The following is a 25,840-nucleotide window of genomic DNA, read 5'->3' as shown; positions in this document are numbered from 1 at the left end:
CGACAACATTGTCGGTGCTCCCTCGTCGAAACTGCCCGATCCATCCATACTTTTCATTTTCCAACGATTTGCGGTCAAAGGTCGGGCAATGAATACGGATCGAATTTTCCTTTCGCCACCACATATGGCCCCGGAGGCGCGGGACTTTCTTGTCCGCGCCTACGAGTCAAACTGGATCGCTCCGGTCGGCCCGGACCTGTCGGCGTTTGAAAACGAATTTGCTGATTACGTCGGAGCAAAACATGCCGTTGCTGTGAGCTCCGGAACCGCCGCGCTACACCTTGCACTGAAACTGACCGGCGTCGGCCCAGGCGACGTGGTGCCCGTTTCAACAATGACGTTCGTCGCGCCCGCCAATGCCGTCTGCTACACCGGGGCGGAACCACTGTTTGTTGACAGCGAGTTGACCAGCTGGAACATGAACCCCGATTTGTTGAGAATCGCGTTGGAGCGACTTCGAAACCAAGGACGGAGCCCGAAAGCAATTGTGGTCGTGGACGTCTTTGGTCAGTGCGCTCACTATGACCCCATCCGTGAACTTTGCCACGAATTCAAAGTGACACTGATCGAAGACGCTGCTGAATCACTGGGGGCAACCTACCGGGGTTGCAATGCCGGAACGCTGGGCGATATCGGCTGTTTCTCGTTCAACGGCAACAAGATGATGACCATCAGCAGCGGCGGCATGCTGGTGACAGACAATCCCTACTGGGCTGAAAAAGCTCGCCACTGGGCAACACAGGCACGCGACGACGCACCGCACTATGAACATTCCGAGATCGGTTTCAATTATCGAATGAGCAATTTGCTTGCCGCAATCGGGCGTGGACAATTACTTTCATTGGATGCACGCATCGCCCGTCGACGAGAGATTTATCAATGGTACAACCGCCGATTTGCGAGCGCTCCGGGGATTGAGTTGATTCCAGAATCGGAAGAGGGAGTTTCAAGTTGTTGGCTGACCTGCATCCTTGTCGATCGAGCACGACTCGGGGTTTCCCGCGACGAGATCCGAATCGCCTTGGACGCCGAACAAATCGAGTCACGCCCTTGCTGGAAGCCAATGCACCTACAGCCCGTTTTTGCGGGGATGGAGGTTGAGGGAGGATCCGTTGCCGATCTCATCTTCGAACGCGGGCTTTGTTTACCGAGCGGTTCAAGCCTAATGGATTCCCAACTTGAACGCATTGCCGGCGTCATCGAACGCCTCGTCGTTTCCGGGACAGTTCGTTAACCCATCCAGATCGGTGCGAACAAGGTTGGAAAATTGCCGTCCATTCGTTTTGCGAAATCTTGGCGTTGTGGCGAAAAGCTGAGCAATCGCCCCCAACTACCTGCAGGACGATTGCCCCAATCGTCCTGCAGGCTGATTTCCCTCACGATTTATCAGGGTGTTGCACTAGTGCTTTGTCAGCTTTCAATTTTCGAGCCTGCGTTTGTCGAGCGGAAAAGGGGTCAGGTACCAAAAACCAAATGGCCCGCAGGGTGCTTCGCATTTTTGGTACCTGACCCCTTTTCCGCGGTACCCTAAGAATAAAAGTTGACGAAGCACTAGCTGAACTCTCTCAGCTTTGCATACCAGCTCTGCTCTTGTTTCCCCAGTCTTGTGGTGTCGAGTTGATCTTGCAAGGCCTTCTTGAAGCATCGGATTGCTGCTTCGGTGTTGCCAGCTTTGAGGTAGGCGACGGCTTGGTGAAAGGAGAAGATTGCCGGGGGATCGTGATGCTGCTGCAATGCTTCGGCCAACAGGTCAATCGCTTTGGCGCCTTCGCCTGAGGCGATCGCAATCACTGCTCGTGTATCGAGCAGTGCCGGATTGCGGCCCGCAATTTCAATCGTCTTGTCAGACAACTCCGCGGCCTCGTCGAGCGTTCTTGATTCTTCACTCAGCAAAACGGCCAAATTGTTCAATGCGACCACGTTGCCTTCATCTTGCCGGATGATGCTGCGATAAATCGTCTCTGCCTTTTGCATCTCACCTTTCGCCTTTTCAAGCGATGCGGATAAACCCAGCGTATGGAGACTCTCTCCGAATTGCTGTTCCATGTCTTGCACAACCGTGCCGAGCCTATCGATTTGTTCGGTAGACAACTTCCCAGAGTTGAGGAGGTGGTCAATGACCGGAATGGCGAATGCAAGGTCTTCTTTCAAAAAATCGTCGCGGAGCACCAGTTCGATTGCCTCGTCCGTCTTGTCGTGGCTCGCCATCGCTTGGACGAGCAAAAACCGATAGCGAGAATCCCTATCCGATGCTTGCTGCAACAACTCGACTTCAAGTTTTTGATATTGGGGTAGATCAGAGGGATCAACAAGACGCGACAGTGATTGAGCCAAACTGGCAGCGTTTCTCAGGCGATCGATGCCGCGTTCGGCGTCACCGCCGACAAAGTGGTTCACAAGTTTCAACGCTTGTGGATGTTTGCCTTGCCGAGTGAACAACTGCGCTTTTAGCGGCAGAGTCATCTCTTGAGATTGTCCGGTCTCTTCTAGCCGAGAGAGCCATTGATCCGCCGATGCCAACTCATCGCGTTCCATCAGCCAGGTGACATATTCAGCGATGTACCTGCTTGCGTCCTCCTGCCCGGCCATGCCAGCGATCGCTTGACGGAGTTGATCCGAAGCTTTCTCCCATTGGCTTGTACGTCGGTAAAGTCGTGCAAGCTGGTAGTGATCATCGGGCCGGGCGTCGGGGTGTCGCGAAATGGACTCCCAAATCTCGATCGCTTTCCCGATGGAGTCCGCTCCAGAAAGCATGGCGGTTGCCGCAGCTTTGACACGAAGGTCCGCGACACTGTTCGGCGAATCGGTGAGGTTTTTGTTCGCCAAGGCCAATGCTTGGAGAACATCCCCCTGCGTTGCTCGAAGGATCGACAACATTGCGAGATGTCGATTGCACCACGACTGTGCGTCTGCCGATAGCGGATCGATCGACATCAACTGTTCGAGGCGTTTTTGCGCGAGTGCGGACGCCTGGTGACGAAAGTAGAATGCAATTGCGGTTCGAAGTTTTTCCTCGTCGATGGGCCCTCGGTCAAGCGCCCGTTCGAAGGTCAGAGCGGCCTCTTTCGTCTTCCCAAGAATCGCCAAAATTTGAGCTTTCGCAAACTCATTCTCTTCCGGACGGATCGAACTCGTCGCATCGGACACGATCTGGATGAGATCTTGTTCTTGTTTCTGGTCGACGAGGAAGCGAATCCGCTGTATCCAGGTGCCTGGGGATTGTGGGGAAATCTCCGTCGCACGCTCGAAGGCAGACTTGGCTTCGTCCAGAAATAAGGCCGCTTGATCGTTCTGTCCGTTCTGACGCGACTGGCTGTAGAGTTTGGACGCCAGTTGACCGTGCCAAAGGTGGTCTTCGAATTGGTCGGATGACTTCGCTGCAATCCGCGCCAGTTCGATACCTCGAACAAGATCGTTCTGACCGGCCGAAATGTAGGACGCGGTTCGTCCGAGTCCCTGGATTGTTGAGAACTCATTTAGATCGAGTAAGCGGAGCAACTCGTCCGCTTTCGCGAACTGTTTCTTTTCAAACAGTAACGATGTCGCGTTTCGGATGATCTTGGGAGACCGCTCACCTAGTTCAATTGCCTTCAACAATGCCTCGAGGGCGTTGTCATCATCGCCGGCTGCGGCAAAGAATTGGGATTCCAGCAGGTAGGGAGGCGACCAATTCGGCCGTAGCCTCTTTGCCTGATTCAGATGTGCAATTGCTTTGTCGCGATTTTCGGTGCCCTCGTTATCCGATCGAAGCCAAGCCAAATTTGCTTGGCCGAAATGCCAGTAGGCGGATTCGCCTGTGATTGCCTTGAGCCGGTCCAGTTCGTCGGCAAGGCTCGATTCTTCGTGTGTCAAAAGCGAGAGTGCAATGGACAACGACCAAGTGCGCGCGTCCTGGGGGTGGGATGCTTGTAGGTGATCTGCCACCTCTTTGGCAAAGTCGGACAGACCGTTGGATGCAGCAAGTTGACCGATCGAGTGCCGTATCGCAAACTGGTCTTCATCGGAAAAGTCTGTCGACTCCTTGATCAGCTGCCGAACCAACGGAATCGCATTTTCCCCATCTCGCAGTATAAAGAGCGATGCCTGGGCCACGGTAATGTCCGGCAGTTTGCCAAGCCGTTGTGACGCTTCGTCCAATAGCTGTTGGGCACGGTTGAAATCATTCTCTCCCAGTGCGAGGTTCAAACGCGCAAAATAGATTGGGCGTTGATCTTCGCTCGCCTCGCTTCCTCCATCGTCTATCGATCGGCTCAGCAATTCAGCTGCTTTTCCCGTTTCGCCGCGTGCCCCTAGTACTTCGGCACGAAGGATCGCAACTTCCGGTCTGTCGGGAAACCGTTGCTCAGCTTGATCGATAATTTCTGCCGTTACTGACCAATCGCGTTCATGCGGGGGTAAACGCAGATTGCGTTGCACCGACCGCTGAGCAAGTGCGAGCAACCCTTCATCCGGTGCGTTGTTTGATTTCACCAGTTTCTGTAGCTGCTGGAAGGCTTCGTCGTACTTGCCGGTATACTCGAGGACGCCAACGAGTGCCAATTGTGGAGGTGCCCAGGTGGGGTCAAGGGTGATCGAACTTTGATACGCCGTGATGGCTTGGCCGAAGGAACCCTTGTTTCGATACGCTTCGCCCAGAAAGAAATCGACAGCTCGCATCATTTCGGGGCGTTCGACAAATGCCAATCGCACGGATTCAAGCTGATTGATTGCTTGATCCCATTTCTCTTGACGAAGATCCAATCGTCCCCTCAGGTATTTCGCCATCGCCGGGTCCAATTGACTCGACTCCAAAATTGCTATGGTTTGTTCCGCGTCGTCATCACGTTCCGACTCCAAGTAGATTGTGGCGAGACCGGCAATCAAGTTTGCTCGTCGCGGGTTGTCGGGCGAGACTGCTTCGATCCCCCGGGAAAGCTCTTCGATCGCGAGATCGATTCGGTCTTGACGTGAAGCGATTTCGGCGAGCAGGAGGAAAGGCGTTGGAGCGGAAGGATTAATCTGAATCGCGGATTCCGCGTGCTTGCGTGCAAGGTCATGGTCGTCCAGAGTGGAGGCGGCCCGCACGATCAACAAGTGAGCCTCGAGATTGTCCGGGGAAATCTGAATTGCCCGTGTTGCATGATCGATCGATTCGGAGAACAGTTGTTTGGCCGATTCAGCGTCCCCCGACTTTCCGGCTCGAACCGCGTCGGAAAAAACGAATTGGGATCGGGCGAAAAATGCTTCAGTGCTGTTCGGATTGGCGTCGGTCATTTCCAGGACGGTCGCACTGGCAGCCTCCGGGGCGTCAAAAGCTTCACGATGCAGGATTGCCAGGCGAGTGTAAGATTCGATGCGGTCAGGGGACTGTTCAATCGCTTGCCGCAAGGAATCCTTGGCCTCGGAAAACTCTCGGGCAAAGACTTGGCATTGTGCCATCCAGTCATGCAATTCCGCGTCGGACTGGTCGGCTAGCAAGTGTTCAAGGTGGTCTCTTGCATCTGAGAATCGCCCCACGCGAATCGAGCACTCCGCGGCCATTCGACGAGAAACATTGTCTTCCGCGTCCAACCGGAGCAGATGTTCAAACTCACTCAGTGCCCCAGAAAACTCCCCGATTTTGTATAGCAGATCACCGAATTCGGATCTGCCATCAATGGAATCCGCGTCCAGCTTCAGATGCGAGCGGTAGCTTCGCAATGCGCGTTCGTAGTCCTCCTCTTCAAAGGCACTTCGTCCCTCTTCGAGAAAAAGTCTTGCGGTGCGTCCCGATTGGAGAGCATTGATGCCATACAGTGCTCCAATGCAAACCACGGAGATAGATGACAAAATCAGTAAGAGCTTTCCGTTGATCGTTCGGTTCATCGTACGGCTGCCTAAACCTTTCGAAGCCCAACGTGATATCTGACGAAGACATCATCGTAGGGCTGCACGAGTGCCAATGAGAAATACACTGGGCACGCTAACGTGACGGAAATGAACCGTCAAGAATCGAAAGGGTTGCGTAGAACTACGCCATCACCGAACACGCGATCGGCCTTAAGAATTACGACGTCGCGCGGACATTGAAGTTCTCGACAAGATTGCCGGAAGACTACTCCGCTGTTATCGCTGCAGCGTCGGATAGAACCTTGAGTAGTTGAGAAACGTGCCTGCACGCTTTGTGATTCCGCTTGGTGAAGCGAGCGTCTGGCTGCGTCGGCCGAGTGAACGTATCGCCCGTTCCTGCTGTTGCAGAGCTCTGTTCTGCAATTGAAGCGTCTGACGCAACTGGAGCTGGGGCCGAACAAATTGCTGGTAGTTCGGCAACGGGCTGGAGCTGCTGCGGAACAGGTCCAAATAGGGGCTCAGCGTGGGTGTTGTGGAATAGGTTCCGGCAGGTCCAATGGGAATCCCATTCTGAGCCGCCGCAGAACTGCAAAGGGCCACGCATACGATGATCGAAAACAGAAATGTATAGCGCTTCATGTTGATATCACGTCTCCCGGTACAGTCTCTGTTCGTAGATCGGCCATTCAAAGCACGCAGATGAGTCTGGATTTCTGGTTTCTGAAATTGGCGCCAGACAAATTCACGGACAGTTGATCCGATTCATCGAATTTTTGCGAGTTGCACGCATTGTAGCTGACACAACCTCTGTCGCTCCCTCGCAATAGGTAGATCGATCAGAAGCCAAATGAAGAGCCGATGTCAAAGGCGTTAATAGTTTCACGGATGGGTTTCACGATGAAATCGGGATGTCTATCGTACGCCGCGAAACACGGAAACGGGATCTCTCACCTCACTGCGGATCGAATGATCGATGCGTTCTCCGTCTGGATTGTCGGTAGCCAACCGTCGGGACAAGACCTGTCACCGACGCTAGCGAAGCTATGTCGACGCCTCCACTTCATGTTGCTCTCTTGCACATAAAACATCATGTCACAAACTCTTGACCGCCCGTCAGGCACCAATGCCTCGTCATCCAATCAGTCATATGTCCCCTGGCTGTGCATGGCCGTTGTTGGTTCCGCATTGTTGTGGACATACGGCAACGATCTTGGTCGACTCGCGGGACGTTGGTGGGGGAATCAAGATTATATCCATGGATTTTTGGTGATCCCGTTTTCGTTGTTTCTCGCCTGGCGCCGACGTGCAATGGTCGCGGGCGGTCCTTTGAAAGGGAATGCAGTCGTTGGAACGGCACTGATGGTTGTTGCTGTGATGATGCGGTGTTTGTCGGCATACATGACGGACCCACTGTTGGGGCCACTGTCGATCCCCGTTTGTATCTCCGGGATTGTCTTTCTGGTCGGTGGTAAGTCGTTGTTCGCGTGGTTGTGGCCTTCGATTGCGATCTTGCCGTTCATGATCCCGATCCCCGATTTCATGGCCAGTTGGGGGAATCTGGCGTTGCAGCGTGTGGCCACGATCGCAAGCACTTTCTTGCTTCAGACGCTTGGGGTTCCCGCCGCTGCATTCGGCAATGTCATCGTGTTGACGAATACCGAACTCGGCGTTGAAGAAGCGTGTTCGGGGTTGCGTTCAACGGTACTGTTCCTGGCCGTCAGCGTGGGGGCGGCGATGTTGCTTGATGAAGTCCCAGAACGAGTCGCGGCCATCCTGATTGCGATTCCCGCGGCAGTCCTGTCGAACATCATTCGAATTGTCGCAACCGGATTGCTGTATCAATACTCGTCACACGAGCTTGCCGAAGCGGTTTTCCACGACTTTTTCGGGTTGCTCATGCTTCCGCTTGCCGCCGGGATGACACTGATCGCGATTCGCGCCACCGCAGCCGTTTTCCCCGCGGCGGTCGAAGACCGTCCACTTGCGTTGGGTTCGGTTTAGCAAGTGAATCGTGAGCAGGAATTTTCCGTGGTGACGCGCCGGAATGAACCAACCGGCCCTAACGCTACCGGGATGCGGCAGTTCGTTTGCATCGAGTCCGAATCAATCGGTCGCTGACTGAACAGAGAGAGACATGATTGCTATCGCACCAAAAAGTGGGTCGCTCGAAACCGATCATTTGCCCAGCGAAAACCAAGGGCAAGCATCGGCTGGCGGAGCAGATCTCGACCCGATGGATCTTCTGCACGGGTTGCGGCGGAGAGGATTGGCGGGGGCAATCGTCGGGGCCCCCTTGGCGATCGTTGTGGCGGTGGCCGTTTTCATGTCTCAGGTGCCAACCTATCGGGCATCCTCCCTGCTGCGATTGTCGTCACAAGAAAACAGCTTGGTATTCGGCGAAAGCGAAGGCACCGAATTCGAAATCTTCCAGGGGACCCAAAAGGAACTCGTGCGGACGAGGCTGGTGATGACGGCCGCACTCCGGAACATGCAAGACTCCTCTGTTCTGCGAATGGAACGCCCGATCGACTGGATGGCAAGAAACGTACGCGTCGACACTCCGGCCAACACAGAAATCATGACCATTTCAACGGTCGCAAGCAAAGACGCGAACCCGGTTGAAATTGTCAACGCGACCGTCGACGCCTATCTGGTCGAAGTCGTCAACCGTGAACGTGACACGCGCCAACGTCGACTCGCCGGGATCGAAGCCGTCTTCAATGAAAAACAAGCGGAATCTCGCCGCAAACGCAACGAGCTAAAACGCTTGGCAGATCAACTCGGTACCGGCGACGAAAAGACACTGTCGATGAGACAGCAACTGCTTGTTCAGGAACTCAGCTTTGTCCGCACTCAGCAAATCGAACTGCAAGCGAATCGCTGGACCATCGACGCCGAATTGCGGTCATTAGAAGTCGCGTCGAAAGGAAACGACATCGACTTGGAACAAGAAAACATCATGCCGACCGAGGCGGAAATTGATGCGGCGATTGCTCGAGACAGCATTTACAACTCACTCGTCCGAGACAAAGTGACCACCTTTCGCCTGCAGGCGGACGCGGATTCGGCATTTAAATCAGAGGTCGGATCGCCATTTGAAAGAGTTCAATCACAGATTGCCACCGAAATGAAGGAGCGACGTGGGCAGATCGAACAAGAGCTACTCGCCTTTGCGCCGCTTCGATACAAGGCTCGTGAGACGATTCGAAAACAACAGATTGCCGACCGCATCAACCAAATCAATGCCGAGATCCGAGTGCTCGATCAGCTGAAGGAAACATTGGCAGCGGACGAAGCACGTCTGATGAGTGAATTCAAGAGCGTCGGGAATCAGTCGATCGATGTGGAGATGATGCGAGGCGAGATCGAGCAAGTCGACGCGGTACTGCAGAGCATCGCCAAGCAACGTGAAGAACTGAAAGTCGAACTGCAGTCGCGACCGCGGGTCGAAGTCCTGCGAAAGGCTGAGGAAATGGATCCGGCCGACGTGACGAAGCGCGCGGTGCTCGCCGGCGCGTCGGGTGTCATGAGCCTATTCGTCCCCCTGACCGTGTTGCTTCTGGTCGACTTGTTGGGAGGCAAGGTCAACTCATCGACGAGTCTATCTAGCAAAACAGGGCTCGACGTCTTGGGGACGGTCCCGATCATTCCCAACGGTGTGTTACGTCGGATAAACGATACCAAAGACAAGCGATCCCGAATCTGGCAGCTCCGTCTGAATGAATCCGTCAAACGCATTTCCTCGCGTCTGTCGCATCCCACCCTTCCCGAGTCCACTGATGGGACCCAGATTTATATGGTGACCAGTGCGGTTCGAGGCGAAGGCAAAACAACACTGGCAAGCCAACTGGCCACCCATTTGGCACATCGCACGCGGAGAGTCATTCTTTGTGACTTCGATCTTCGGCGACCGGGCCTGCACCGGATTTACCAGGCGGATTCGTCGGTCGGCATCTGCGAAGTTCTCCGCGGAGACCTTGCGTTGGCGGATGCGATTCGGGAGACAAAGACCGAAGGCCTCAGCGTTCTCACCTCCGGAGATTGCTGCCCGAGTGCGATCAAGGCATTGGTGGAGGATAAAGCCGAACCGTTGCTGAAAGAACTCCGGTCTCTCGCGGATGTGATTGTAATCGACACCAGCCCTGTGCTCTCGTCGGCTGACATCGGATACCTCTGTCCCCATGTCGACCAAATCATCTTCGCCGTCCGCCGCGACTTTAGCCGGACGGCAAACATGAAAAAAGCGCTGCAGGTGCTTCCGGCGTTGAGCCACCAGGTTTCGGGTGCGGTGGTCACGGAAAAATGCAGCAATCCCGTTGATGACGCGATTTTCACCTCCAAACCATAGCCGTATTCGTCCCCAAGAATGATGATCCACAAATCAGTTTTTGCCGTCTTCTTGCTGATCGCAGGAAACTTTGCGGTCAGTTACATCCGTGACGGCTATGAAAAGGGAAGTGTTGTTCCTCCCGATCGAAGTCTTGACGAAACCGCGTTGCAACTCGGTCAATGGACCGGCGAGGACCTGCCTGCTGATCCTCGGATCCGAGAGATTCTTCGAGCGAAAGCAGGCGTTGACCGCGTGTATCGAGACGAGGCGGGCCGGGAGGTGCTTGTGCACGCTGTTTGGACCGACGAGTACTTGCGACTTCACTTTCCCCAGCAATGCTACCGCGAAGCCGGTTGGGAGCAAATTGATGAAGAGATTGTCGAAGTCACTCGACGCGATGGCGAGAGCTTTCAGGGAAAGCTGCTGCATTTTGTACAGGCCGGACGCCGGATCCAAGTCTTGTATTGGTTTCAACTCGGTGAGCACGTGTTTCTAGATCGCATCGAGCATCGATTGCTGCGTCGAAAGGTCTGTTGGGGGCAAAAGGAGTGGCCGCCGCTGTTGAAGTTCATGCTCGAGACCCGCGACACCGGACTCCACCAAAGCGAAGAACTATTGACGCAGTTCGCCGGCGAACTGTCCAACGAGGTTTCGCCATCTGAATCCGGCAACAGCTGAACGCATCGCGGTGGTGGCTTTCGATCACAAACTCGACGGAATAGAGATGGTCAAAGAGAAACAAGGATTGTATCGCTCGGCAGACACCGGGCATGGGAGTCGGTCGAGCGTGAAGGATCATCCTATCGTTCGCTATCGGCTTCCGCTGCTGGTCGTCGCACACACGCTGCTTTTTGCGGGAACTTACGCTTTGGCGTTTTTGCTGCGTTTTGACCTGTCGATTCCTGACCACTACTACATCGCATTTTGCGTGACGATGCCCGTGATCGTTACTTTGAAGACGGTCATCTTTCTTGCAACGGGGCAGCTACATGGGTGGTGGCGAATCGTCAGCTTTCGCGATCTGATCGGAATCGTCCACGCCTGTGTAATCTCGTTCCTTGCGATTGCGTCGGCAGGTTACTTCAGCAATAGCATCAGCATCCCCCGATCGGTGTTGCTGTTTGATGCAATCTTTACGCTCCTGTTCGTCGGCGGACTGCGGTCGGCATGGCGACTGTTCTTTGAGTTCATTCGCCCGCGATTGGTCGCAGATCGCTACCGACCGGCAGCCCTCGTCGGACTCGATGACGAAACCGTGTTTCTCGCCAGCCAAATCCAATCGCACGGCAGACTTCCGTTGCGGATCGTGGGCTTGATCTCCATCGACAACACCAACGTGACGCGAAAGTCGATCGGAGGATTCAACGTGCTAGGACATCTGTCGGCACTGGAATCAGTCGTTCGGAATCACGATTTGCGGAAGATCTTAGTACACACGGAGCTTCTGCCCGGCAAAGTGATGCGTGAGTTGATGGAGTCATGCAAGCACTTGGGGGTCGACCTTCGCATTGTGCCACAGTTCGAGCATCGCATGAGCGGCGCGAGCAGGATTCCGACTCGAGAAATCGACATCGAAGACCTGTTGCGACGGGAGCCCGCGAGACTGGATCTTGAGAATATTCGCGATCTGATCCAGGGAAATACGATCCTGGTTACCGGAGCGGGCGGAAGCATTGGCTCGGAAATCTGTCGCCAGCTGATCGCATTTCGTCCCGGGCGTTTGGTCTTGCTCGGGCGAGGCGAAAACCGAATTTACCACATCGAAAAGGAATTGCAGGCCATCGCACCCGCCACAGAGCTTGCCACGATGATCGCCGATATTCGCGATCGTGAGAGAATGGAAGAAGTGTTCGGGCACTACAAACCTGATGTGGTGTTTCACGCGGCGGCTCATAAACACGTTCCGTTGATGGAACGCAACATCGGTGAAGCGATCGTCAACAATGTCATTGGGACTTGCAACGTCGTCGACGCGTCACATCGATACAACGTCGCAAAGTTCGTCATGATCTCGAGTGATAAAGCGGTACGTCCCACCAGTGTCATGGGAGCCACCAAGCGTGTCGCAGAAATGTACGTGTCGATCATCAGCAGCCAATCCTCGACCCAATTCATGAGCGTGCGGTTCGGCAATGTGCTGGGATCGGCCGGCAGCGTCGTTCCCCTGTTCAAAAAGCAAATTGAACAAGGCGGGCCCATCACGGTGACCGACGAACGAATGACCCGTTTCTTCATGACGATACCGGAAGCGTCACAACTGGTTTTACAAGCCGCGTCGATGGGCAAAGGCGGGGAGTTGTTTGTTCTCGACATGGGCAAGCCGATCAAAATCGTTGATCTTGCGCGTGACATGGTCCGGCTTTCGGGTTTGCCGGAAGACGCCATTGAAATCGTCTTTTCCGGCATCCGCCCGGGTGAAAAACTTTACGAAGAGCTCGCCGATGCCCACGGCGACATTCGCAGAACGGCTCACGAGAAGATCATGTCGGTCGACCGGAGCGAGCAGGATGAATCGAGTGTTCGAGGGCTGATCGATTTCTTGTCTTCTCCGGCGACATCGGAGCAGGACGCGAGGGAGGCATTGTTGTCCCTCGATGGAACGTCGAACCAGTCGATTGAATCGAGCTTCGCAAGACCCAAATAGGTGCTCGAGTTGACCAACCCCACGGCAGTTGCCGATCCGTTTTGCACCCGAGACCTGGAACGCAACCTCAACCGTCGATCGGCGCGAGGCGCGTTCACCACGCTTTTCGCTCAGGGTTGTGGCGTACTGGTTCGAGTCGCTTCGCTCGCGGTACTGTCCAGGCTCCTGGAACCGAATGACTTTGGGCTGGTTGCCATGGCGCTGGTGATCACAGGTTTTGCATCGATGTTTAGTGATGCCGGACTATCGATGGCAACCATTCAACGCAAATCGCTGAACCATCAGCAGGCGAGTACTCTGTTTTGGATCGTGATCGCCATTAGCCTGGTGTTGTCATTTTCGGTCGCCCTCTCGGCTCCCGTTGTTGCCTGGATGTACGATGACGAACGGCTGATTTGGCTGACGATCGCTCTCGGTACAACGTTTTTATTTAGCGGTTTGTCCTTGCAGCAAATGGCGATACTGAAGCGGCAAATGCGACTGCGGGTGGTCGGATCGATCAATGTCGGTGCGCAACTGACCGCATTCTTATGTGCATGGTGGGCGGCGGCAAACGGATGGGGCTATTGGGCACTGGTCGTCCAACTGATTGCCATGGAAGCATCGCGTGCAGCCTACGTTTGGTTCGCCTGCCCCTGGCGTCCGGGGCTCCCAGTGCGCGGCAGCGGTGTGCGGTCGATGCTCAATTTCGGTGGAAACCTGACCGCGTCAAATTTCCTGAGCTATCTCACCACCAAAGTCGATTCGTTGCTGATCGGGATGATGTGGGGGGCAGCCCCATTGGGGTTTTACTCCCGTGCGATGAATTTGTTGCAGCTTCCGCGTACGCTGCTTTTGCGACCGCTGAACGATGTCGCGATCCCGGCGTTGAGCAGACTTCAAGACGATGTCATCGCCTATCGGTCCTACTATCGCAGGGCCTTATTACTGACGCTCACCTGCACCATGCCGATCATGGCGTATGCCGCCATTTCCTCGAAACAACTGATTCTCGTTGTCCTGGGCGACCAGTGGATCGACGCCGTCCCTATCTACCGGGCCCTCAGTATCGCCGCGTTTTGCCAAACACTCGACGGCGCGACGAGTTGGGTCAACGTCTCGATGGGGCGAACCGATCGCCGGCTTTATTGGCGGCTCATTTCGGGCCCCATCACAACCCTAGCGGTCGCAATCGGTGTCCAGTGGGGGGCACTCGGTGCGGCGATCGGGTTTTCATCCGCAGCACTCGTATTGCGGGTTCCCGGCATCAAATTTTGTCTTCGGGGTATGCCGGTGCACGAACGAGACGTCTACGGATCGGCCTGGCGACCTGCGTGCTCGGTTTTGGCCGCTGCATTGCTGACGATCTCTCTGAACAAGACGGTTCAACTTGATCCAATACCTTCCCTATTGTTGTCTTTCCTAGTTTTTGTGGTTTCGTACTTGGTCGGTCTTGTCGTTGTCTCAGGAGGATGGAGACGATTCGCCGACCTCTACAGGTTGCAGTCCCTCTATTCTTCTTTTCCACGCAGCCGAAAACTCGGCGTGGAGGCCTGATTATGATTCAATCCAATCCAACCGTGGATCTTCAACGCGAACAGGAAATTCAGGAGCAACAGTACGTTTTTCCGTATCACTACCTGCCGAACTACGATCGTGGCAGGTACAAACAAATGAAATCGCTGCGGTGGGGGTATCAATACCTGTCCTATCTCCAGTTCGTAAGGGACGAGGTCCTGAAGATCGATTTCCAATCGATGATCGACTTTGGTTGCGGAGACGGCCGGTTGCTTCGCGACCTAAACCGTGCCGCTCCAGGCAAGGATCTGGTCGGAATCGATTATTCCGAGCGTGCCGTCGGACTCGCCCGCGCACTGTCGCCGGACGTCGAGTACCGGTGTTGTGACATCTACGACGACACACAGATGGCAAGACGGTTTGACGTCGGTACCGCAATCGAGACCCTTGAGCATATCCCTCCAGACGATTTGCCACGATTCGTTCGCGGCATGCGGAACCGAATCGGTGACGATGGGCATTTGATCGTCACGGTCCCCAGCAAGAACGTGCCGGTTAGCAAAAAACACTACCAGCATTTCGACGCGGCGAGTATCACATCTGCGTTGAGTCCCTATTTTCAGATTGAAACCGTTGAGTTCCTGAATAAGCGTTCGTTCATTGGTGACACGCTGATCAAGAAACTGTTCCACAACCGCTTGTTCATCTTGAACCAGGGTGCCACGCTCGGCGCCTTGTTCCGGATCTACTGTCGCCGCTATCTGAACGCCGCCGAACACAATGGCGCACGAGTCTTCGTGCATGCCAGGCCATCCACGGAATCGATTCACTAGTGCTTCGTCAACTTTTTTACTTGGGGTACCGCGGAAAAGGGGTCAGGTACCAAAAATGCGAAGCACCCTGCGGGCCATTTGGTTTTTGGTACCTGACCCTTTTCCGCTCGTAAGAACGTCATGCACAGCATGACCTACTTGAAAACCAAGGTGACACGGAATACTAGGGCAACTGTTGCATGAGAATCTGCTACCTTTCCAACTCGATGATTCCGTCGCGGACGGCGAATAGCGTGCACGTCATGAAGATGTGCCAGGCGTACGCACAATTGGGCCATGACGTCACGCTGGTCGTTCCGGATCGGCCGCAGCGTTGCGAATCCGGTGTTGCTGATTTCCATGCATTCTACGATGTTCAACCCGTTTTTGACATCTCGCATGTTCGGCCCCGACGACCTGGCAAACTGTGGTACGCCGGCGGCATGACGCGACACGCCCTCGCCGTGGCGAGGCCCGAATTCATTCACACAAGAAACGAGTGGGTGGGGTGGGGAGCCGGCTATCTCGCTCGACGTCCCTTCGTATTAGAACTTCACGAAAGCCCAACGCACAGCTATGTCAAGACGAAGGCCGTCCGGCACGCGGTGCGGGGGAAGTACAGTCGCGGGGTCATCGCGATCACGCACGCCCTAGCGAAGCATTTTTCGGAAGCGATTGCATCCGACGTCAATGTGATGGTGGAGCCTGATGCGGTCGATCAAGCCTGGTTGGATCGTGCTTTCGATCAGACCGCGATCCGCAACGATTTGGGGCTCGGGCAGGAAACGCGGACGGTCATCACCTACGTCGGAAGTTTGCATGCCGGCCGAGGGATTGAACTGATCATTCGTTTGGCCGAACGGCTCTCCAACTGTTGCTTTTTGATCGTTGGCGGCAACGACGACCAGATCGAACGTCTTCGCGGCCAAACCAATGGCCTCAATAATCTTCGCTTGCTCGGCTTCGCACCGCAAAAACGTGTTCCGGAATACCTTGCGGCCGCAGACATCCTATTGATGCCCTATCAAGACGGCGTCAAGAGTTCCAGCGGCAAAGACACATCGGCATACCTCTCGCCGATGAAGATGTTCGAATACATGTCGGCAGGCAGACCCATTGTTTCGTCGACTTTGCCCGTGCTTGAAGAAATCTTGGAACACGAAACCAACGCGTTATGCATCGCCGCGGACTGTGTGGATTCCTGGCAATCATCGATTCAAAAGCTGATCGCCGAACCGGGATACGCGCAAGCACTTGGGAATCGAGCGCGACTTGACGTTCAGCGATATACATGGCAAGAACGGGCGAAACGGATCCTCGGTCAAGCGATCTGAGCTGAAAACCGAAGTGGCCAGGTAGCAAATCATGCACACGACGACCACACGAACGTCGCAACACCGTTCTGAAGGCGAGCCATCGATTGGCAGCGTCCCGGTGGTGGCCTTTTGCATTTACCACGGGCCACACCAGGCAAACGGGGGACTGGAGAGTATCACACAAATCCTGACGCGGTTTCGACGGATTCGGCCTGTGGTCCTCACCGATCGAGAAAGCGACTTTAGCGCTCGCTGGAGAAAGGCCGGCATTGAAGTGATCCGCTTTGGCGGCCGACAGCGACAAGCAAAGGGGATTTGGCGGGCCGGCGGACTGGTTGCAGAGACTCGAGACTTTTTCCGTTGGATCAAGCGGTGTGACGCCGATGTCGTCCACTGCAACGACATTCAATCGCTTCGACAAGTTGCATTTGCAACTCGGTTGGCCGGAAAGAAATTGGTGTTCAATCTCCGCAATCTGAAACCACCGGGTCAACGATATGGTTGGAAATGGCGAGTCGTCGACCTCGTCGACGAGATCATCGTCCTATCCGACGAAATGGGCGACGGTGTCAAAGCCCGTCTGCTGCGCGGCCACGAGCGACGTAAACCGCTAGTCCGGTCGATCTACAGCATCGTGCCCTCTTCGCCCGGCGGCGTCGCACCATCTCGCGAACTTCGTCATGAACTGGGAATTCGCGAAGACGAGTTTGCGATCGGATACGTTGGTGCGTTCAATCAACGAAAACAACAATTGCCGTTTCTCGAAACTGGTGCACCGGCAATCTTGGGACGCGTTCCACACGCCAAGTTCTACTTTCTCGGAGACTTTGCGCCGTCGGCCGACGATTATGCCGCAAGTTGTCTTCACGCCGCCGAAAGGATTGGCGGAAACGCCGTACGATTTGTCGGTTTCGCCAGTGACGTTGCGACGTGGTACAACGCATTTGACCTGGTGATTGTCGGCTCGGCAAACGAAGGATTGGCCCGATGCATGATCGAAAGTCTTTCGACGGGGACGCCGGTCGTTTCCTTCGACGTTTGTTCGGCGCGGGAGATTTTGGAGACGCATCGCTGTGGTCGGGTCGTCGCCCAATCGGACTATGATGCGATGGCGGACGCCGTCGCGGAATTGAGTGACGAAACACATCGCCGCGAAGTTGCGGAACGGGCCATTGATACGGCACGAGACCTGTTTGAAGCGACAACGATCATTCGGCAGTACGAAGACGTTTATCTGGGTTTATTGTCAAAACGATGAACGCGCTGTCACACCCGTACGTTCGCGTGGCGGACGAGCGTCGATCACCGTTTATTCCGATCCCGATGGTTCTGCGCGTCCTGTTGGTGCTGATCGTCTTGATCTACTGGGGCGTTCAAACGCTGGCGACGTTGCAGTTGGCCGTTCCAAATGCCTTGCTGCTGATTGCCGGGAACGCACTGGTGTTACTCGGCTATGTTCTCCCCCTCTGGGCGCCCCGAATGAACGGGTACTTTCATCCGGTCGTCTACATCTCTCTGTTCACACTCTTGATGCACGCGATCAAGAAGACTGGAATTCAAATCCACGGACTGAGTACACACATCGCGTTGCCAGAACTGGGGCCGTACGAATTGAATGAAGTGCACTTTTTTGTCTGCGTGCTCTTTTTCGTTTCCCAGATCGCGACGATCGGTGGCTACTATTTGGGAGGACTTTTGCCCGCGTCTTCGTTGATCAAATTCCGTCAACGCGCCAATTCCCTGCTCGTACCCGGCGTCTTCCTTTGGTTGACGATTGGTGCCTGCTCGCTCGTGCTCCTTGTACTACTGACCGGTGGCATCAAAGAGCACATTCTGAATCTTGCTCGGGGAAGGTCTCAGGAAGTTTACGAAGGAGATTCATCATTCGTCGGGACGTTGCAGGTATTTACAACGTTCGCCCTCGGTGCCGCATGCGTATTGGCGGCGACCCCGCCGAAGATAGGCAGGAGCCTGTTTTTGCCATTCGTCGTGATTTCGGCAATTGTTTTGGAATACATGGTGTCGGGAAAACGCTCGGATCCGATGATGGCGATCTTGATCATCGGTTCGGTTTGGATCGTTCGGCGCCAGCAGTTTTCTTTCACCCTCGTGCTCGTCATCGTGTTGACCGGATTCTTGATGCTGTCGGTCGGTCGGTTGTTTCGAAAGGCAAATTTTCGCGGCCAAGGGAGCGTTTCAACGGATTTTTTGCAGGGCGAATCCGCATCCTCGCTGATGAATAACGCGATGACGGAATTGAGCAGTCGCTCCGGGGAAGGTGGAGCGATTTATCCGATCGTCTACCGAGTACCGGGCGAAGTCTCAATGCTGTTCGGGCAGTCGTATGCGGAGTTTTTGTTTCGGTTTATCCCAAGAGCAATCTGGAAATCCAAACCCAACGGGATCGGCCGACAATGTGCCTGGGTGTTCTTCGGCGATCTCAAGGGCATTCCCCCCGGATCGATCGGAGAGGCATACTGGAACCTTCACGTGCCGGGCGTGATCGGCGTCTTCACATGCTGGGGAGTTTTTTTAAGGGTGCTGGCCGAGACATTCCTGCGGTATCAGACTGCTCCCGGAATGATCGCGATCTATGTTGTCACGCTGGTCCTGCTCAGACCTGATCACAACGGGTATCGCGAGTGGCTGCACTTGATCGCCCCCATTGTACTTTTGACATTTCTGGTGGGGCTGTCGTCGTTGGGCGGGGCCACCGCAAGGCAGTATGCCAAGGTGTCCGGTGATGCAACCTAACGTGAGAGAACACCATGGAACCTGATCCGCTGCGTCAGAATTCCGACATCGAAAACAGCCAGCTTTCAACGGCGCGACGCGCCGTTGCCCTGCCGTCACTGTTGATCGGCGGGGCACCGAAGTGTGCGACCAGCACGCTGTTTTCTCTGTTGTCGCAGCATCCCCAGATCGCGGCATCGACACCCAAAGAGACGTTTTTCTTCGTGGATCGTGATTACCCTCTGCAACCGTCGGGGGCAACCCCGTTTCGCGATGGCCTCGAATCCTACGGACGTTTCTTCGAGGAAGGGGCGGTCGAGGCGGGGAAGAAACTGATGGACGGCACGACGCACTACCTGTACCAAGAATCCGCACGTCGGGTCCTGGCGTCAGACGCTCAAGACTGTATCGCATGTTTCATGGTGAGGGATCCTGCACAACGGATGCACTCTTCATTCATCTTTGCTCAGCAGAACAAGACGCATATCAAGCGGAAACTGCGATTCCCGAACTACGTCGATTGCCTGCTCGACGACAACATGGAATCCATTCGACAGCATTTTGTTTCCGACGCCATCTATCAGATTTTCTGCCGCGAGCTTTCGAACAGTCGGTACATCGAACATCTGCAACGCTGGTCGGAGTCGATCGGCAGATCCAGACTTCTGGTTTGCAAGTTCGAAGACTTTGTTCGTCGTCCAGAGTCCGCGGTCGCCCCCGTGTGCGAGAAACTAGGTGTGGATGCGTTTGCGGACTTTCGTCAATACCTCCGCAAAGAGAAACCTACCGTCGTCAATCGGTCATGGTATGTGCATCGATTGGCAACCGCGACGGCACGGGCCCTGGAAAACCACAAGGCGATCAGGTCACGATTGAAGTGGATCTACCGGGGGCTACAGGGCGACCGGCGCCGCAGCGTCGACACCGAATCGATGAACGCCATCGGTCGGTTGAGAGAATACTTCCGAGAAGACAATGAACGTCTCGCGGAATCCTTTGGGATCGACTATTTGCACTCCAATGGTTGTTAGAACGGTGTCTCGCAAAAACATTCTCTTTTTTACGTCGCGGCTCGGTGGGGGCGGTGCAGAGATGCATTTGCTGCGGATCGTCAACTCGTTGGATCGCGAACGATTTGACGTGTCTCTGGTTGTCGCCCGCGGAGGCGGATCTTACGAATCCATGCTGCGGCCCGACGTAACGCTGCACCAAATTTTTCCGCCCGGAAAAAAGAGTTCGACCTTGGCGATGTTGCAGTCAACTAAAGCCTTGAAGGAGATGATTCGGGAGACGAGGCCTTGCGCCGTCCTTCCCGTCATGGGGCATGCCTGTGCATCGATGGCGAAAGCGGTCGATTGTTTTACCGGGCGTGATCGTCCGAAACTGATTTGTGTGATCCAAAACAACTTGTCGGCACAGATCAAGCAACTTCCCTTGCCGTTGAAAATGGCTCAATTCGGGATCAAGCGGGCGTACCGACAGTCGGATCAGATTATCGCTTTGTCGACGGGGGTCGCAGAAGATCTATGCGAGTCGATTCCAGCCTGTCGGGGGAAGGTCGCGGTGATTCATAATGCCGCGTTTGATGAAGCAATGATCGAACGCAGCCATCAGGTTGTCGAGGGGCCGGAGGTCGAAGGTCCATTGTTGGTCGCTTGCGGCCGATTGACAAAACAGAAGGGGTTTCCCGTTCTGCTTGATGCGTTCAAGATGGTCCGACAAGAATCAAACGCGACGCTATGGATCCTCGGAAAAGGACAGGACGAAGCGACATTGAAAGCCCAGGCGTCGAAACTTGGTATTGGCTCCGCTGTCAAGTTTCTCGGCTTTCAGGAAAACCCATTTTGTTTCTTCCGTCGGGCCGACATTTTCGTGCTGTCGTCACTTTGGGAAGGCTTTGGAAACGTTCTGGTCGAGGCGATGGCGTGCGGGACCGCGATCGTGTCAACGGATTGTCCGTTTGGTCCCGCGGAGATTCTCGACAACGGCCGGTACGGAAAGTTGGTTCCCGCCCGAGATGCCTCCGCTCTCGCTGGTGCGCTGATCGAGTTGTTGCTCGATTCGGATCAAAGAAACCGTTTGGCGACGTTGGGGATGGAGCGAGCACATCAGTTCAGTAGCCCCCTGATCGCGGAGGAATACGGCCGTCTGATTGACGAAACGATTGATGGTTCGATTCGCTCGTTGTCAAAAGGGCCGCTGCTGACAACAAGCGAGTGCTCTGGCAGCGTTTAGGATCGGATTTGGTTTGTCGTACGGAAAAGAAGTCAGGCACGAAAATTCAAAGAGCGTGACGGGGGCTTCGCAATGTTGTCACCTGTCTCCTTTTTCGCGGCACCCCATGTATGTGTCTCAACAAGATGATGCGTGAACGACCGGCACGGGTCGGATTCTATATTGGGTTCAATCGGTCATTCACGGGTGGGCCCCGTACGGCATATAACCTGATTCGGCATCTCGATCGAAAGCGGTTCGATCCGGTGGTCATTACGAACCGAGAAAGCGAGTTTAGTGATGCCGTCTTAAAACTCGACATCCAACCGATCATCCTCGGGCAATCGCATCGCATCGGCGAGCAGGATGGAAAATCTCTATCGGGAGGTGTGCTCAGGAAGATTGCGGCCGGGAAGGATCTCCTTGATCACAACCGTTCCATCAACAAGATTCTGAGGCATCACGCGGTCAAGTTGTTGTGGACGCGCAATGTGAAGGGCGTCTTGTTGACCGGCCTTGCGACCAAACAACTCGGTATTCCACTGATTTGGGACATCGGGATGGAAAAGCACTCGCAAGGAATTTTGCGGCACCTCCACAACCTTGCGTTTCGCGTTGCCGCCCGCGTGGTCACTCAAGGGGACCACGTTCAATTGTCGACGTTCAGCGCGAACCAATTGCATCGAAATCGTGCCAAGCTTCAAACGATCGCGACTGGAGTCGATGACGATCGGATCAGGGACGACGCGAATCCAAGGAATCGGTCCGATCCTCCGTGGGATCCGTTCCGAATGATTTGTGTAGGTTCAGTGAACCAACGCAAAAATCAAATGCTTCTACTGAGAGCATTCGGACGAATCACCCGGCAATTCCCCTTCGCCCAGTTGAGACTCGTTGGGCCGTGCCATGATCGAGATTATCTTTCGCAGGTCCGGTCGTTTATTGCGGAGAACGGCCTGGAATCGAAGGTGGATCTGCTGGGCTGGCGAGATGACGTCGCACGTCTGCTGAGCGAGTGTCACCTATTCGTGCTCACCTCAAATATCGAGGGGGTCCCACAGGCCGTGCTGGAGGCGATGAAGTCGAAGTTGCCAGTTCTGGCGACCGCCGCCGGCGGAATTCCGGATGTCATCACCGATGGCAAGACCGGCTGGATCAGCCCCGTCGGAGATGAAGTTGCCTTCGCCGAAAAGCTTTCGCATTGCTTGTCAAATCAACATCTGCTTCCCGAGGTGGCTTCGGCCGGTGCTGACTTTGTCGCAAATCAGCGATCGATCCGGAATTGGGCGACGGAGTATCAAGCGTTGTTCGACGAACTACTTGTACCCACAGTGGTCTGACATGTCTCTGTTCTATTGTGACAATTATTGAAATGAATGGTTTCGTACGTCGACTTGAATTCGTGGCTGTCGGACCGCAGCGCACCGGGACGTCGTGGTTGCACCATCACCTTCGGCACCATCGGGAGTTGTCATTTCCGCTGCACGTTAAAGAGACAAAGTTCTTTGACGCGCGTTATGAAAAAGGAATGGATTGGTACTGGGGACATTTTGCCGATCACTCGGAACATCGACTGGCGGGCGAGATCTGCCCGACGTACTTCCATTCTGATCAGGCGCTCGTCAGACTACGCCAATTCGACGGGCTTCGAGTGATCATCCATTTGCGTGATCCGGTTGATCGGACATGGTCGCTATTCAGGCATCATCGCAACAAAGGCCGGGTCCCGAACAACTATTTTGAAGCGGTGAAGTTAATGCCCGAGATCGAGAGTTCGGGTCGCTATGCGGACTACTGTCCGAGGTGGGAATCGGAATTCGGCGAAGATCATTGCTTCTACATTCGTCAGGACACCCTCGAATGCGAGGCGAGCAAAATTGTCGATGATGTTTGTGATTTTATCGGCGTGGAACGAATCCGTCTTCCGGAGAACGCATCCGAACGCTTTGGTCAAATTCGACAACCTCGATCGATGAGCATTGCCAAACTGTCGGCGGCCTGTGCACTTCGACTGCGAACCGGCGGCATGCATCGGGTGGTCGAATTGCTCAAACACGCAGGGCTTAAGCGTGTTCTGCTAGGCCCACCGAGCAAGCCTGACCCAATGCCAGCCGAAGTGCGTGACTACCTTCAAGAATTGCATCACGAGGACACTGCGTACTTCAATAACAAGACACGTGCCTGGAACACGAATCGACGGGTGCGTACTGACGGAGAGCCGGTGGGTTCGGCGGGAAAGGATAGATGAAAAACGAAGAAATACGACTGCTCTATATACTGACGAAGCCCGAAACGCTGCGTTTTCTTCGTGGTCAGGTTGCTTACATGAAGGAACGTGGGTTTCAGATTCAGGTGATCACGTCGCCGGGACAGGAACTGACGGAGTTCGGGGAAAGCCAAGGAGTCTCGACTGCCTCCGTTGAAATGACGCGAAAGATCAGCCCGTTCCGAGATCTACGTTCATTCTTCCGCGTTCTGTCACGAATCCGCGAATTCAAGCCCCATCTGATTCACGCCAGTACGCCCAAAGCGGCGTTATTGGGAACGATCGCCGCGCGTTGCGTTGGAGTTCCGATCAAGGTCTTCCTGCTACGCAATCTTCAGCTTTCGACAGCAAGCCGACTCAAACGGCCGCTTGTTTGGGGATCCTACAAATTGACGGTCGCGCTTGCCGATCAAGTTTTGGCCGTGAGCCCATCGCTTCGAGAACTGACCGCGAAAGAGCGACTTTGCCCGATCTCGCAGATCAAGGTGTTGGCTGGCGGCAGCAGCAACGGCGTGGATGCGATTCTTCGATTCAATCCGGAACTCGTCAGCCAAGAGCGGCGTGATCGGCTGCGTCAGCAATTCGGCCTTTCCGACGCGGAACAGGTGGTCGGGTTCATCGGACGCATCGCAACGATCAAAGGTGTTGCGGAGCTTGTCGACGCTTGGCGAAGTATTTCAACACGTCATCCGAGTGCCAGACTGCTGATGCTTGGTCGATTTGACGACAACCATCCACTCGACCAACGCGTCAAGGAATCTCTCCAGTCGGATCCCAGGGTATTGCTTGCAGGGCAGGTTCCGGATCCGGCACCGTATTACAGCATCATGGATCTCGTTGTGCTTCCCAGCTATCGCGAAGGGTTGCCAAACGCCTTGCTCGAAGCTGCTGCGATGGAGCGTCCGATCGTCACGACCAACGCCTTGGGTTGCGTCGATGCGATTGAAGACGGCGTGACGGGAAAGCTCGTGCCGCTTGGGAATTCGGCAGAATTAGCGTCGGCGATCGAATGCTACCTGGACAACGGCTCGATGAGGCTACGGCACGGGCTTGCCGGCCGAAGACGCGTTCTCGAAAGGTTTCAGCAACAGCCCGTTTGGGAAGCCAACTACCAAGAGTTTCTTCGACTGTTGCGTTCCAAGGGCATTGAGCCGCCGCCTCCATTGAGCCGCACACCCGATTGCTCCACCGTGTCGGCAACCGGTAATCGAGCGGAGTCCCCAGAGTCTGATCCGTCTGGGGTGCTCCGATGACCCGTTCGGCAGTCACCCGTATCGAATCTCCTTCGAGTCCTAAACACGCACTGACGATTGATGTCGAGTGCTACTATCAAATTTTCCAACGAAACTATTTTGCAACCGATGTTCAAGCAACACGGGAGGTTGTGACCTGTACCGAAAAGCTGCTCGATCTCCTCGCGTCGACCGGCGTCTGTGGAACGTTTTTCATTGTGGGGCGAGTTGCCGAGACGTTTCCCAGCCTGGTCAGGCGAATTGTGAACGAGAACCACGAATTGGGCTCTCACGGTTTTTCTCACATCTACGTGAACAAGGTCACCGAATCAGAGTTTCGCGACGATCTGAGGCGTTCACGAGAAACGCTGGAAGACATCGGAGGCACGGCGGTCTGTGGATTTCGCGCGCCGCAGTTCTCCCTGGACCGGTCAACCCCGTGGGCCTATGACGTGCTGTGCGATCTGGGCTTCCAATACGATTCGAGTGTATTTCCATTTTCTGGGAGGCACTACGGTGACCCCCAAGCCCCGCTGGTGCCGTGGACGGTTCAGCGGGGAAACAAAAGCATCTTGGAAATCCCGATGACCGTTGTCAAACGACTGGGACGTCGTTGGCCGGCCGCCGGTGGCGGCTATCTCAGGTATTTGCCTTACGATTGGAATGCGTCCGCGATTCGGCAAGTCGAACGAGAGCACCGCCACGCCGTGGTCTATTTGCACCCGTATGAACTTGCCGACAACACGAGCAATCCCGACTTTGACGTGGCCGTTCGTGCAGCGCCGTGGAAAACTCGATTCGCACATCGAATGCAGTTGATCAATCGGGGAAAGACCGTCAACAAGCTGTCAAAGCTGATCCGACAGTTCGACTTTGGAACTATACGCGACGTCTTTCAGTTGCAGCACCGCTCGAATTCTGGACCGGTTGAACGTTTGCGAACGCCGCAACGGAACATGTTAGAGCGGTAGTCGCTCGAATGGAGGTA

General features: G+C 54.9%; 19 protein-coding genes. 16 read left to right on the top strand and 3 right to left on the bottom strand.

Annotation, left to right across the window (positions count from 1 at the left end):
* The first annotated feature begins 88 nt into the window (after nucleotides 1–88).
* Nucleotides 89–1,234, top strand: a complete 1,146-nt coding sequence (locus Enr13x_RS10220; protein WP_145385969.1) for a DegT/DnrJ/EryC1/StrS family aminotransferase — start codon at nucleotides 89–91, stop codon at nucleotides 1,232–1,234.
* Nucleotides 1,235–1,551: 317 nt separating this feature from the next.
* Here the strand turns inward: Enr13x_RS10220 and Enr13x_RS10215 are convergent, their stop codons facing one another.
* On the bottom strand, nucleotides 1,552–5,844 hold the full coding sequence (locus Enr13x_RS10215; protein ID WP_145385968.1) for a tetratricopeptide repeat protein: 4,293 nt from the start codon (nucleotides 5,842–5,844) through the stop codon (nucleotides 1,552–1,554).
* A gap of 240 nt (nucleotides 5,845–6,084) precedes the next feature.
* Nucleotides 6,085–6,447 (bottom strand): hypothetical protein, encoded by a 363-nt coding sequence (locus tag Enr13x_RS10210; RefSeq protein WP_145385967.1) that lies wholly within the window; start codon nucleotides 6,445–6,447, stop codon nucleotides 6,085–6,087.
* 450 nt (nucleotides 6,448–6,897) lie between these two features.
* Here Enr13x_RS10210 and Enr13x_RS10205 point away from each other — a divergent pair, with 450 nt between their 5' ends.
* The 11 genes from Enr13x_RS10205 (at nucleotide 6,898) to Enr13x_RS10155 (ending at nucleotide 21,375) form a co-directional block, all read left to right on the top strand.
* The gene (locus tag Enr13x_RS10205; RefSeq protein WP_145385966.1) at nucleotides 6,898–7,809 is read left to right on the top strand and encodes an exosortase/archaeosortase family protein; all 912 of its coding nucleotides are present in this window, start codon (nucleotides 6,898–6,900) and stop codon (nucleotides 7,807–7,809) included.
* A gap of 133 nt (nucleotides 7,810–7,942) precedes the next feature.
* A complete protein-coding gene (locus Enr13x_RS10200) occupies nucleotides 7,943–10,156 on the top strand; it encodes a polysaccharide biosynthesis tyrosine autokinase (RefSeq protein WP_145385965.1) in 2,214 nt (737 codons plus the stop codon).
* Nucleotides 10,157–10,174: 18 nt separating this feature from the next.
* Nucleotides 10,175–10,816, top strand: coding sequence for an exosortase C-terminal domain/associated protein EpsI (locus tag Enr13x_RS10195; RefSeq protein ID WP_145385964.1), 642 nt, complete (start codon nucleotides 10,175–10,177; stop codon nucleotides 10,814–10,816).
* A gap of 109 nt (nucleotides 10,817–10,925) precedes the next feature.
* Complete coding sequence (locus Enr13x_RS10190; RefSeq protein WP_197455920.1) at nucleotides 10,926–12,782, top strand: polysaccharide biosynthesis protein; 1,857 nt, start codon at nucleotides 10,926–10,928, stop codon at nucleotides 12,780–12,782.
* The gene (locus Enr13x_RS10185) at nucleotides 12,783–14,318 is read left to right on the top strand and encodes a lipopolysaccharide biosynthesis protein (RefSeq protein WP_145385962.1); all 1,536 of its coding nucleotides are present in this window, start codon (nucleotides 12,783–12,785) and stop codon (nucleotides 14,316–14,318) included. It abuts the gene before it with no gap.
* A gap of 2 nt (nucleotides 14,319–14,320) precedes the next feature.
* Nucleotides 14,321–15,112 carry a class I SAM-dependent methyltransferase gene (locus tag Enr13x_RS10180; RefSeq protein WP_197455919.1) on the top strand — a complete coding sequence of 264 codons (792 nt, stop codon included), beginning with the start codon at nucleotides 14,321–14,323 and terminating at the stop codon, nucleotides 15,110–15,112.
* A gap of 179 nt (nucleotides 15,113–15,291) precedes the next feature.
* Nucleotides 15,292–16,425: a glycosyltransferase family 4 protein gene (locus tag Enr13x_RS10175; protein ID WP_145385960.1), complete on the top strand. Its 1,134-nt coding sequence runs from the start codon at nucleotides 15,292–15,294 to the stop codon at nucleotides 16,423–16,425.
* A 31-nt stretch (nucleotides 16,426–16,456) separates the two neighbouring features.
* On the top strand, nucleotides 16,457–17,665 hold the full coding sequence (locus Enr13x_RS10170; RefSeq protein ID WP_145385959.1) for a glycosyltransferase family 4 protein: 1,209 nt from the start codon (nucleotides 16,457–16,459) through the stop codon (nucleotides 17,663–17,665).
* The gene (locus Enr13x_RS10165; protein WP_145385958.1) at nucleotides 17,662–19,161 is read left to right on the top strand and encodes a hypothetical protein; all 1,500 of its coding nucleotides are present in this window, start codon (nucleotides 17,662–17,664) and stop codon (nucleotides 19,159–19,161) included. Before Enr13x_RS10170 ends, Enr13x_RS10165 begins: the two co-directional genes overlap by 4 nt.
* 14 nt (nucleotides 19,162–19,175) lie before the next feature.
* On the top strand, nucleotides 19,176–20,171 hold the full coding sequence (locus Enr13x_RS10160) for a sulfotransferase domain-containing protein (protein WP_145385957.1): 996 nt from the start codon (nucleotides 19,176–19,178) through the stop codon (nucleotides 20,169–20,171).
* A gap of 4 nt (nucleotides 20,172–20,175) precedes the next feature.
* On the top strand, nucleotides 20,176–21,375 hold the full coding sequence (locus Enr13x_RS10155) for a glycosyltransferase (RefSeq protein WP_197455918.1): 1,200 nt from the start codon (nucleotides 20,176–20,178) through the stop codon (nucleotides 21,373–21,375).
* Nucleotides 21,376–21,731: 356 nt separating this feature from the next.
* Here Enr13x_RS10155 and Enr13x_RS38865 read toward each other — a convergent pair whose 3' ends face one another.
* Nucleotides 21,732–22,037 carry a hypothetical protein gene (locus Enr13x_RS38865; protein ID WP_231744189.1) on the bottom strand — a complete coding sequence of 102 codons (306 nt, stop codon included), beginning with the start codon at nucleotides 22,035–22,037 and terminating at the stop codon, nucleotides 21,732–21,734.
* Between Enr13x_RS38865 and Enr13x_RS38860 the strand changes: the two genes are divergently transcribed.
* Genes Enr13x_RS38860 through Enr13x_RS10135 form a run of 4 tightly spaced genes read left to right on the top strand, consistent with a single transcriptional unit; the run spans nucleotide 21,981 to nucleotide 25,823 of the window.
* Nucleotides 21,981–22,694: a glycosyltransferase family 4 protein gene (locus tag Enr13x_RS38860; protein WP_261344199.1), complete on the top strand. Its 714-nt coding sequence runs from the start codon at nucleotides 21,981–21,983 to the stop codon at nucleotides 22,692–22,694. The two genes, Enr13x_RS38865 and Enr13x_RS38860, sit on opposite strands and share 57 nt — an antisense overlap.
* Complete coding sequence (locus tag Enr13x_RS10145) at nucleotides 22,637–23,602, top strand: sulfotransferase domain-containing protein (protein WP_145385954.1); 966 nt, start codon at nucleotides 22,637–22,639, stop codon at nucleotides 23,600–23,602. Before Enr13x_RS38860 ends, Enr13x_RS10145 begins: the two co-directional genes overlap by 58 nt.
* Complete coding sequence (locus tag Enr13x_RS10140; RefSeq protein ID WP_145385953.1) at nucleotides 23,599–24,873, top strand: glycosyltransferase family 4 protein; 1,275 nt, start codon at nucleotides 23,599–23,601, stop codon at nucleotides 24,871–24,873. The genes Enr13x_RS10145 and Enr13x_RS10140 overlap by 4 nt, the downstream gene beginning before the upstream one ends.
* Nucleotides 24,870–25,823 (top strand): polysaccharide deacetylase family protein, encoded by a 954-nt coding sequence (locus Enr13x_RS10135; protein ID WP_145385952.1) that lies wholly within the window; start codon nucleotides 24,870–24,872, stop codon nucleotides 25,821–25,823. Before Enr13x_RS10140 ends, Enr13x_RS10135 begins: the two co-directional genes overlap by 4 nt.
* Nucleotides 25,824–25,840 lie beyond the last annotated feature (17 nt).

Source organism: Stieleria neptunia (genome assembly GCF_007754155.1).
In the GTDB taxonomy this organism is placed as follows: domain Bacteria; phylum Planctomycetota; class Planctomycetia; order Pirellulales; family Pirellulaceae; genus Stieleria; species Stieleria neptunia.
This window is presented reverse-complemented; position numbering and strand designations above follow the sequence as displayed.